This window comes from Endozoicomonas sp. YOMI1, from assembly GCF_024606345.1.
Classification (GTDB): domain Bacteria; phylum Pseudomonadota; class Gammaproteobacteria; order Pseudomonadales; family Endozoicomonadaceae; genus Endozoicomonas.
In genome coordinates, this window is record NZ_JAHHPM010000282.1 from 1 (window position 1) to 10,460 (window position 10,460).

The window sequence follows — 10,460 nt, forward strand, 5'->3', positions numbered from 1 at the left end:
AATCAGAAATTTTTATCCTCAATTTCTCGCAATCCTCGCTACGGGCGCTATTCTCAGACAGCCTCCTAGGAGGCTTTTCAAGAATACCCTCCCACTGAAACAGTAATAAGATGCATCGACGCGTATTTATAAAAAATGCACTGACTCTGTCGGCTATCGGTTTGATCGGTACCGGATGTACATCGCACTCTCGTCAAGTACTGGTCTCTGCGGCCATGGACTCATCGGGTAATCACAGTATTCGTCTGATCGATCCTTACAGGGATCAGTCGAACATCATTCCGGTACCTGAGCGACTGCACGATGCCACCCTTAGACCGGGTACAACAGAGGTTGTTGTTTTCCAGCGACGCCCGGGCTATCACTTTTATGCCGTTGATATTGACAAGGCTTATATTTGCAAAAGCATAGCGACAGCACATCAGAGGCATTTATACGGTCATGGTATTTTTAGTCCGAATGGCAAATGGCTCTACACCACTGAAAACAACCTGAGTTCTTTACAGGGTGTTATGTTATTGGCATTTACGACACTGAACAGGGATACAAAAGAGCAGGTGAGTGGCTACTCCCTTTTCCCGGCCCCCATGAAATCCAAATGATGCCGGATGGAGAAACACTGGTTATTGCCATTGGCGGCATCAGAACTCATCCGGACTCGGGAAGGCAAAGCCTGAACCCGGACTCACTGGCACCCTCACTGATTTATCTGAACCGTCACTCTGGTCAAATGATCGATCAGCGAGATTGCGCAGGCATTGCATCACTCTCATCAAACAAGCTGGCAGTAAGCAATGGTCCTGGCGAGATTCAGGTACTGCAATGCTTCCGGGGAATGGCAAAGAGCATCCATCGGGTTAAACACGCTGACTGCCGTTGGGATAACCATATGTTGAGCATTCAGCCGCCTGCATAAACTATGAGTGGCTTGGCAACAGCCCTGTTGGCATATAAACGCTCAGCTCACCACTGGCCACCAGCTCGGATACCTTTTGGATATCAGGAAAGAAATACCGGTCCTGGTCATAGAACGGAATATCCTTTCTCACCGTTTTCATCACCATCTGCAACGTTTCCGATGTTTTGCAGGGTTTCCTCATATCCACCCCCTGTGCCGCCGCCAGCAATTCAATACCCACAATAGACGCCGTATTACTGTTCATCTCCCGTAAACGACGGGCCCCATAAGTGGCCATGGATACATGGTCTTCCTGGTTGGCAGAAGTGGGCAGGCTATCGGCTACCGAAGGATGACAGAGGCAACGATTTTCACTGGCCAGGGCAGCCGCCGTGTTATGAGCAATCATAAAACCGGAATTAACGCCACTGTTCTTCACCAGAAATGGCGGCAATCCACTCAGGTGTTGATCCACCAGCAGCGCGATGCGTCGTTCGCTGATGGCGCCGATTTCTGCAATGGCCAGAGCCAATGCTTCGGCAGCCATGCCGGTGGGCTCTGCGTGGAAGTTACCACCGGAGAGTATTTCATTCTGTTCAGCAAAGACCAGGGGGTTATCGGTAACCCCATTGGCTTCCACTGCAAGCAGTCCGGCGGCATAGCGCATCTGTTCAAGGCAGGCCCCCATCACCTGAGGCTGGCATCTCAATGAGTACGGATCCTGAACCTTGTCACAGTCTATGTGCGCCTGCTCAATGTCACTGTGGTCCAGCATGGTGCGGTAGGCATGGGCAATATCAATTTGCCCTTTTAACCCCCGTGCCTCGTGAATGCGAGGATCAAAAGGACGACGACTGGCCATGGCTGCTTCAATGGAGAGGCTTCCGGCGATAATGGCTGATGCCATTAAATCCTCAGCACCAAACAGTCCCTGCAAGGCAAAGGCGGTACTGGCCTGAGTGCCATTCAACAGTGCCAGCCCTTCCTTCGGTGCCAACTTCATTGGCTGCATACCGGCGTGGGTCAGGGCTTCCATGGCCGTCACCTGCTGACCATCCACCAGGGCATGGCCTTCACCCAGTAATAAACAGCTCATATGAGCCAGCGGCGCAAGGTCTCCACTGGCCCCCACCGACCCCTTCTCGGGTACGCAGGGATAAACCCCCAGGTTAATCAGTTGAATCAGTGCTTCAATCAATTCCAGCCTCACTCCCGACAGTCCCCGGGCAAGGCTGTTGATTTTTAATACCATCATCAGGCGGACAGTACTTTCTTCCATAAACTGCCCCACACCGGTGGCATGAGAAAGTACAATACTTCTCTGCAAAGCCTCCAGTTCCCGGTCTGGAATTCGAGTGTTGGCCAGAAGGCCAAACCCGGTATTGATGCCATATACGACCCGGTTCTCAGCCAGTGCCTGATTGACACAGGCAACACTGTTATTAATGGCTGGATAACAGGCCGGGTCCAGCTTGATCTGAACCTCATGGCGGCTAACCTTGCGCAGGTCACTCAGCGATAATTTTCCGGGGGAAATCACTACCTCATTCATACTTGGCTCTCCTTGGGCTCTCGAGACTGCATGGGCAGGTCCAAACCACTCTCCTGTGCGCACTCACGGGCAATGTCATACCCTGCATCCGCATGGCGCATCACCCCGGTTCCCGGGTCATTCCACAGCACTCTTCCGAGCTTTTCCCGGGCTTCATCGGTACCATCAGCAACAATCACCACACCCGAATGCTGGCTGTAACCAATACCAACACCACCACCATGATGAATACTCACCCAGGTTGCCCCCGAAGCAGTATTCAGCAGCGCATTCAGCAGCGGCCAGTCAGAGACCGCATCACTGCCATCGTGCATACCTTCGGTTTCCCGGTTAGGGCTGGCAACCGAGCCAGAATCCAGATGATCACGGCCAATCACCACTGGCGCACTCAACTCACCACTGGCCACCATATCGTTAAAGGCCTGCCCCAGGCGGGCCCGGTCTTGCAAACCTACCCAGCAGATACGGGCTGGCAGTCCCTGGAAAGCGATACGCTCTCTGGCCATATCCAGCCAGTTATGAAGGTGCGCATCGTTAGGAATCAGCTCTTTGACTTTCTGATCAGTCTTGTAGATATCTTCAGGGTCACCGGACAGGGCTGCCCAGCGGAAAGGACCGATACCCTGGCAAAAGAGTGGACGAATGTAGGCGGGCACAAAACCGGGGAAGTCAAAGGCGTTTTCAACCCCAACCTCTTTCGCCATCTGTCTTATATTGTTGCCATAATCGACGGTTGCCGCCCCGCGCTTCTGCAGTTCCAGCATAGCCCGCACCTGAACAGCCATAGACTCTCGTGCAGCACGGGTAACAGCAGCTTCATCCACCTGACGACGTTCGCTGGCCTTTGCCAACGTCCACCCTTTGGGCAGATAACCATTCAATGGGTCATGGGCAGATGTCTGATCCGTCACCACATCCGGCGTAATATTGCGTTCAACCAGCTCGGGAAATATATCCGCCGCATTCGCCAGCAAACCCACCGAAATCGCTTTGCCTTCCGATTTGGCCTGTTCAATCATCGCCAGCGCTTCATCCAGCGTCGCCGCTTTTTTATCCAGGTAACGGGTTTTCAGGCGAAAGTCGATTCGCGACTCATCCACTTCACAGGCCAGCATGGAAAAACCGGCCATGGTCGCCGCCAGAGGCTGCGCGCCCCCCATGCCGCCAAGACCACCGGTGAGAATCCACTTGCCCGAAGCATCGCCATTGAAGTGGGTTTTGGCCATGGCCACAAAGGTTTCGTAGGTCCCCTGCACAATGCCCTGGGAACCGATGTAAATCCAGGAGCCTGCGGTCATCTGGCCGTACATCATCAGGCCTTGTTTATCCAACTCATGGAAGTACTCCCAGCTTGCCCAGTAAGGCACAATGTTCGAGTTGGCAATCAACACCCGGGGAGCCCCGGGGTGGGTCTTGAATACCCCAACCGGTTTTCCGGACTGGACCAGCAATGTTTGATCGGTTTGCAGACGTTTCAGAGTTGCCACTATCTGGTCGTAGCAATCCCAATCCCGGGCTGCCCGGCCAATACCGCCGTAAACCACCAGCTGTTCAGGATGCTCTGCCACCTCCGGATCCAGATTATTCATCAACATACGCAGAGGGGCTTCTACCTGCCAGCTGCAGGTATTCAGCTCAGAGCCTCTGGGAGCCCGAATGATTCGGTCAGGATCCAATCGTTGATGCCCTTTACTGCCGACTTTGCCAACGGGTTCTTTAACACCGGTTGTATGCATCTTCGCCTGTTCACTTGCCATATTCACCGTCCTCTACGTTACGCTTTTTTATTGTGAAACTATCACCTGCACAGTCGTTGTCATTGCCCTGGGTGTTACTCCTGTGATCCGACATGTCGGCAGGTCATCAGGAAAACTGTAAGTGGTCTCCAAGGCGGTATCGGTCACCCGGGTGCATCAGCTTGGCCAGACTGACCACACCATGGCGACACCAGCTTCTTCTCATGATTCTCAGGCATGGAGCACCGGCCTCCATAGCCAGTGCTTCGGCCATTTCTTTCGAAGGCAATGTCGCTTCCACGACATGTGTCGCTTCTGTAAGCGCAGCGACCCGATTCAGATAGACATTGGGCGTTTCCCGGGAAAAATCCTGCGTCAGGTATTCCGGAGCAAACCGCGGGTTAATATGACGGTCTTCCCACTGCAGCGGCAGGCCATTTTCGTAGTGAACAATAATGGAATGAAAAATGGTCGCTGACTCCGGTAATTCCAGAGAAACCGCAATGGCCTCGGATGCCTTTTCTTCAGACAGAAGCAATACCCGGTTGCTGTAACCATGCCCTCGCTCCCTGATCTCGTCGGCGATGTTCTTCACCGTCAGTATTGACGATTGTGGCTTAAGGGGAGCCACAAACGTACCCAGCCCCTGCTGGCGCATCAGCACGCCGGAAGCCGTCAGCTCCTGCAGCGCCTTCCTGGCGGTCATCCGGCTCACGGAAAATTGCTGGCAGAGCTCATTCTCAGAAGGCACCTTGCGGGATTCTGTCCACTCACCGCACTCAATCTTGTCCAGAATAAAGTGCTTAATCTGTTGATAACGGGGTAACAGGCTATGATTCATAATTTATTTGTGTCAATTGGTGCTTTTCACACGATCTGGCGACCCTGAGGGACCGCAGCTTGCTTACGCAATCCTATTGTATATAGTTGTATATACAATAGGATAATATAATTTGTACGATTCTGCTAGAAAAGCACTGGGATTCTCACGAGGTTAAGATGAACAATGTTACTGACGATCAATGCAGTATTTGTCTGAACGATTATAATAATTCCACACACAATCGGGTTTTAATGAGTTGTGGACATATCTTTGGACGCTCATGCATTACCCAGTGGGTAAAGCGAGTACCGAACTGTCCTTTATGTCGACATGAATGCTCTCCCTTTGAAATATGCAGAATAAGTAGCAGGAGCATAATGGACAGGGTTGTGTATGAGCGGAATATTGCCGCGATTTCTTTACTGACGATTGTTTCTACAATTTCGGTTACCCCCTGGGACAATACCAGAACCTTTTTGAGAGCCATGGAGCTTCTCTCCATCAATTTTTTGTTTAAAGCCGCTTACTTTATACTCAACGACCTTCCTCACACGGATTTTGCCAGATTGGTCAGAGAAGTGTTCAGGTATGAGATGGGCTCTTTTCTTGCCCTGTTTGCAGACGTACTCTGTGGCATTGCATTAGGCAATATGATTGGCACCTTAATCAGAAGATAATTTAACATGGCTCTTTATCCCAAGAATTTTTCCAGGAATGGCCGGACACCATGAACAACAGTAACGCTGACGCATCACTGACCTCCTGCGATCTACTCATCCGGAATATTCACCTTGCCACCATGGATCCGGCTCGCACGTCAACCTGCCCCTATAACAGCATCAGTCAGGGCGCCATTCTGGTTCAGGACGGAAAGATTATATGGGCAGGGGCAGAACCGGAATTACCACCAGGCAGCAAGGCCAAAGAGACCATTGATGGACAAGGGCAATGGTTAACACCTGGCCTGATCGACTGCCATACGCACCTGGTCTATGCCGGAGACCGCTCCAGAGAGTTTGAACAGCGACTTGAAGGCGTCAGCTACGAAACCATCGCCAATCAGGGAGGGGGCATTCTCTCCACCGTCAAAGCCACCCGGGCAGCCACGGTTGAAGAACTGGTTGACGACTCCCGTCCCCGACTTGAGGCATTACTGGCAGAAGGGGTGACCACACTGGAAATCAAATCCGGCTATGGTCTGGCTACGGAAACCGAAACCAAAATGCTCCGGGCCGCAAGCCTGCTGGCCAGCGAGTACCCTGTCACTGTGGTCCGTACTTTCCTGGGTGCTCACGCCTTGCCGCCAGAATACAAAAACCGGGCAGATGATTACATTGAGCACGTTTGCACTGAGATGATCCCTGCGGTGGCCAGAGAGCCACTGGCCGATGCTGTGGATGTGTTCTGCGAAAACATTGCCTTCTCACTCAAACAGACAGAACGGGTATTCAAAGCCGCCAAAGCCCATGGGTTGAACATCAAACTCCATGGCGAGCAACTCTCCGACAGTGGTGGCACCCAACTGGCGGTAAAGTATCAGGCACTTTCTGTGGATCATCTGGAATACCTCAGCCAGTCCGGTATTGAGGCGTTAAAAAACAGCAACACGGTGGCCACTCTGCTGCCCGGCGCCTTCTACTTCCTCCGGGAAACCAAACTGCCACCTATTGAAGCATTAAGAGAGGCTGGCGTTCCCATTGCCATTGCCACTGACCTGAACCCCGGCACATCCCCTTTCGCCTCCATACGGCTGATGATGAACATGGCCTGCACCCTGTTTCGTATGACACCTTCCGAGGCACTGGCCGGTTGTACCCGCCATGGGGCACAGGCACTGGGTCTTCAACACAAAACCGGCAGAATCCGAGCAGGATTGGCTGCCGACCTGTTACTCTGGCCTGTCAGCCATCCTGCCTCTCTGGCGGCCGGACTCACGGGTGTCTCCCCTTCCCTGATCATAAAAAATGGCCAAATTGTGCAATCAACCATCTCCAGAAACCCACCATTCTCCTGGTCTGGCCGTATTGACCAGGAAACCGATCCACAGGCTGCACAGCGCTGGCATCAGAAAGTTCGACCTTATGCACCGGATGGCGAACCAGGGGTTGCTTTACTGGGGCTGGAGTCTGATGAAGGTGTCCGGAGAAATCAGGGCCGACCCGGTGCAGCCAAAGGGCCAGACCATATTCGACAGGCACTGACTAACCTTCCCTGGAATCGCACTGCCCCGGTTTGGGATGCAGGCAACATTCGCTGTAAAGGCACCGATCTGGAACAGGCACAGCAAGACTATGCCAGGCAGATGTGCCAACTATTAGACAATGGTCAATTAGTGATGGGTTTGGGAGGAGGCCATGAAATTGGCTGGGCTTCTTACCAGGGACTTATGATGCATCTGGAAAAACAGGGGAAGGGTAAAGACAGTCACCCGGTCAATGTCGGCATCATCAACTTTGATGCCCACTTTGACCTTCGTTTACCCGAAGTAGGCCCCAGCTCAGGAACCCCATTCTGGCAGGCTTCTGAATACGCCCGGGAGCACAGCATCCCGTTTAACTACCTTTGTTTTGGCATCAGTGAAAGCAGCAATACTCAGGCACTTTTTAATCGAGCGGATGAACTGGGTGTCACCTATCGACTCGATAAAGCAATGACATTGTTGAACCTGCCATCGTTACAGCAAGATCTCCAGCGGTTTATCGACAAAGTGGATCATATTTACCTGACCATCGACATTGATGCCTTCCCTGCCGCTCTGGCCCCCGGCGTCAGCGCACCCGCTGCCAGAGGTATTCCACTGGAGGTTGTGGAACCTTTGCTGGATACCATCAAACACAGCGGCAAGCTGAAACTCTCTGATATCGCTGAAACTTGCCCGAAACATGATATTGATGCACACACGGCCCGGCTGGCGGCGCGGTTAATTCATCAGCTGGCTGGACAAACCCGGTAGAGGGTGACAGAAATTAATATTTGCAACACTGGACTTTTTTCACAAATCTTTTTTATTCAGGATGCATCATCGCCAGCAGTGCTTTGGCAAATTCCTTACTATTGATCTGGTAATCATTCACATACTGAGCTGTCGGAAACCAGGCGTTAACTCTTTGCTCAAAATCATTTCGGCAAACATGGTTATGCAATTTCATTTTAAGGTTTTCAGAAAGTGTCTGAAGGCGGTGTTGTTCTTCTTGAAGCTGTTTAGTCCAGCAGTCAGATTTTTCGGGCTTTCCTTGAGAGTACAGTGCGATAAACTGTCTGGCCTTATTCAGGGTAAGCAGAGAGCGCATAAGCAAACCATAAATACGCTCATCAGGGGTTTGAGGAAAATTAAAAAGAATGGTTCGTGGTATGTAAAGTGCGGCTCCTTTTTGCAATTGCTCGGTCAGCGGATCCAGGTTCTCAGCGAAGTATTCCAGCGTATCGTTCAATAATCTGATTTCTTCAGTAAACGGCAAACACCATACCGGCCTCTCAACCCCGGAAACGGGAATAGCCAATCGTGCTGCATCGGTTACTCTAGCGTCAACACTGACTTGAAGCCCCATCGCTTTAATACCCAAATCACCGTCTTTAAGATCAATATTGTAGGCGTTTGGCAGTTTAATCGCCTGACATCCCTGGACTGGCCAAATGACGATGTTTTTGGGGATTTCGGAATCCCTGTCGGTGTTCAGTTCCTGCAGCTTGGCAAAGAGTTTGCTCGCAGACTCTTCTGTCGTGCAAATAATGTCAATATCATTAAATACTGGGCAGAGGTCCTGTAAAAAACGCGAGCATGAACCGGTAATCAGAAAGGGGGGATAGGTATAAGCATCATTGACTTCCTGAATAATCTCCAGTGTTTTCAGCGTTAGCGCATTTAACCGTGGAACCGTCTTGTCCGGGAAGCCCGGTCCGCCTGTTTTTGATGTTTCATTCCAGCATTCCACGGTATGACAAGGGAGTGAGCCTTCCTTGCCAGAACAGGCAACGGATACCTCTACCGATTTTGCGCTGAGGCCAGAATTTTCTATAACGGGGATCACGTCGGGGAGATGGTATTTATGCCCATGTCCGGGGTTATTGACACGATTGGCTGAATGCCTGTTTCCATCAATGAGCAAACAGTCCGACCAGGAGATGTCGGTAAACTTTTCTTGGGGGTATTCTGCACCAAGGGTAACAGAAGCCACATGCTGACTGGCAGAGGCTGCGTATCCGTACAGACTATCACTCCCGACGCCCCTCTCTCGTTTAAACAGTAGCTGATCCATTATATTGGCTTCGAAGCTGTATTGTTCAAACCAGCAACCTAAGGCATGACGCATCTTGCTTCCTTCAGGAAAACGCTGAAGACACGCCAAAACCTGATCCTTTTGGATTTGTCGCCCATTAACAGACTGACTCGTGATATAGCAGTGTGCCAGGAAGAAGAATTGCAAGCGTGAGTTATGAAATGAGCGCCTCAGTGTTTTGATAGATTGCAATAACTGTTCTGCTGACACTCTCTGGTGATCAATGGTCAATTCATTCTTCATAGCCATGAATTTCAATATGCATTGCAGTCGATGATGCTCATCTTTGACCAATACGCCGTTTGAGATATGCCAGGCCTGTTGAATGATATCCTGAGCATCGTTGCTATCATCGTACCACTGAGGTTGTTTCAACCTTTGCATCAGGTATTCAGCTTGCCTTAAAGAATGATCTCCGGGTACTTCATCGAACGCTGCCAATACTTCATTGTCATCCAGATAGTTGCCATTCAATACGCATGCATTCAATGCCAGCTGAGAATAAAAAACAGCTTTTTCGAGCAACCAGCCACCGCGTTCATAATCCTTAACCACCTCATCCGGTACGACCTGCCGACCATTTAACATCAGGCCCCTCAGGAAACATTGTTCCTTAAAGCGCGCCAGCTCCAGTGTTGCTTTGGCTGCCTGATACTCCTTAACGACCTCATCCGTTGTAACCCGCTGGCCACTTAACGTCAGCCCCCTCAGACAACATTCCGCTTTGAAGCGTGCCAACGCCAATTTGCCTTCCGAACTATCCGTGAAATCCTTAACCACCGCATCCGGTGTAACCTGCTGGTCATTCAACACCAGGCCCGCCAGGCAACATTTTTCCTTAAAGCGCGCTATCCCCAGTTTGCCTTCCGGATTATCCGGGAAATCCTTAACCACTGCATCCGGTGTGACCTTCAGCCCATTCCACATTAAGCCCCTCAGGCAACATTCCGCTTTGAAGCGTGCTATCTCCAGCGTTGCTCTGGCTGCCTGATAATCCTTAACCACCGCATCTGGTGTGACCTGCTGGCCATTCAACACCAGCCCCTTCAGGCAGCATGTGGCTTTGAAGCGCCCCAGCTCCAGTGTTGAATTGGCTGCCTGATAATCCTGAACCACCGTATCCGGCGTGACCCGCTGGCCATTCAACGTCAGGCCATTCAGGCAACATTCCGCT

The 10,460-nt window shown here is 51.4% G+C and carries 8 protein-coding genes and 1 pseudogene; 5 read left to right on the plus strand and 4 right to left on the minus strand.

Annotated features, from left to right (window positions below):
* The first annotated feature begins 110 nt into the window (after window positions 1-110).
* Window positions 111-602: a DUF1513 domain-containing protein gene (locus KDK15_RS09680; protein ID WP_257295151.1), complete on the plus strand. Its 492-nt coding sequence runs from the start codon at window positions 111-113 to the stop codon at window positions 600-602.
* Window positions 524-916, plus strand: a complete 393-nt coding sequence (locus KDK15_RS09685) for a DUF1513 domain-containing protein (protein WP_257295156.1) — start codon at window positions 524-526, stop codon at window positions 914-916. The genes KDK15_RS09680 and KDK15_RS09685 overlap by 79 nt, the downstream gene beginning before the upstream one ends.
* A 1-nt stretch (window position 917) precedes the next feature.
* Here KDK15_RS09685 and hutH read toward each other — a convergent pair whose 3' ends face one another.
* The 3 genes from hutH to hutC form a co-directional block, all read right to left on the minus strand.
* Window positions 918-2,450 carry a histidine ammonia-lyase gene (hutH, locus tag KDK15_RS09690; protein WP_257295152.1) on the minus strand — a complete coding sequence of 511 codons (1,533 nt, stop codon included), beginning with the start codon at window positions 2,448-2,450 and terminating at the stop codon, window positions 918-920.
* A complete protein-coding gene (gene hutU, locus KDK15_RS09695) occupies window positions 2,447-4,186 on the minus strand; it encodes a urocanate hydratase (protein ID WP_257295157.1) in 1,740 nt (579 codons plus the stop codon). Before hutU ends, hutH begins: the two co-directional genes overlap by 4 nt.
* Window positions 4,187-4,313: 127 nt before the next feature.
* Window positions 4,314-5,027 (minus strand): histidine utilization repressor, encoded by a 714-nt coding sequence (gene hutC, locus KDK15_RS09700; RefSeq protein WP_257295153.1) that lies wholly within the window; start codon window positions 5,025-5,027, stop codon window positions 4,314-4,316.
* Between the two features lie 158 nt (window positions 5,028-5,185).
* On the opposite strand from hutC, the pseudogene KDK15_RS21240 reads away from it, so the two are divergent.
* From KDK15_RS21240 to hutI, 3 genes and pseudogenes are all read left to right on the plus strand, one after another.
* A pseudogene (locus KDK15_RS21240) lies at window positions 5,186-5,326 on the plus strand (RING finger domain-containing protein); the annotation flags it as partial.
* Between the two features lie 60 nt (window positions 5,327-5,386).
* Window positions 5,387-5,686 carry a hypothetical protein gene (locus KDK15_RS09705; protein WP_257295154.1) on the plus strand — a complete coding sequence of 100 codons (300 nt, stop codon included), beginning with the start codon at window positions 5,387-5,389 and terminating at the stop codon, window positions 5,684-5,686.
* A gap of 50 nt (window positions 5,687-5,736) precedes the next feature.
* Window positions 5,737-7,962 (plus strand): imidazolonepropionase, encoded by a 2,226-nt coding sequence (hutI, locus tag KDK15_RS21005; RefSeq protein WP_306800293.1) that lies wholly within the window; start codon window positions 5,737-5,739, stop codon window positions 7,960-7,962.
* Between the two features lie 52 nt (window positions 7,963-8,014).
* On the opposite strand, the gene KDK15_RS09720 is transcribed toward hutI, so the two are convergent.
* Window positions 8,015-10,460, minus strand: a 2,446-nt coding sequence (locus KDK15_RS09720) for a hypothetical protein (protein ID WP_257295155.1), incomplete at its 5' end; no start/stop codon positions are given.

Coding starts and splice junctions, on each gene's coding strand:
- KDK15_RS09680 (WP_257295151.1), top strand. CDS start 111: ATGCATCGACGCGTATTTATAAAAAATGCACTGACTCTGTCGGCTATC.
- hutH (WP_257295152.1), bottom strand. CDS start 2,450: ATGAATGAGGTAGTGATTTCCCCCGGAAAATTATCGCTGAGTGACCTG.
- hutU (WP_257295157.1), bottom strand. CDS start 4,186: ATGCATACAACCGGTGTTAAAGAACCCGTTGGCAAAGTCGGCAGTAAA.
- hutC (WP_257295153.1), bottom strand. CDS start 5,027: ATGAATCATAGCCTGTTACCCCGTTATCAACAGATTAAGCACTTTATT.
- KDK15_RS09705 (WP_257295154.1), top strand. CDS start 5,387: ATGGACAGGGTTGTGTATGAGCGGAATATTGCCGCGATTTCTTTACTG.
- hutI (WP_306800293.1), top strand. CDS start 5,737: ATGAACAACAGTAACGCTGACGCATCACTGACCTCCTGCGATCTACTC.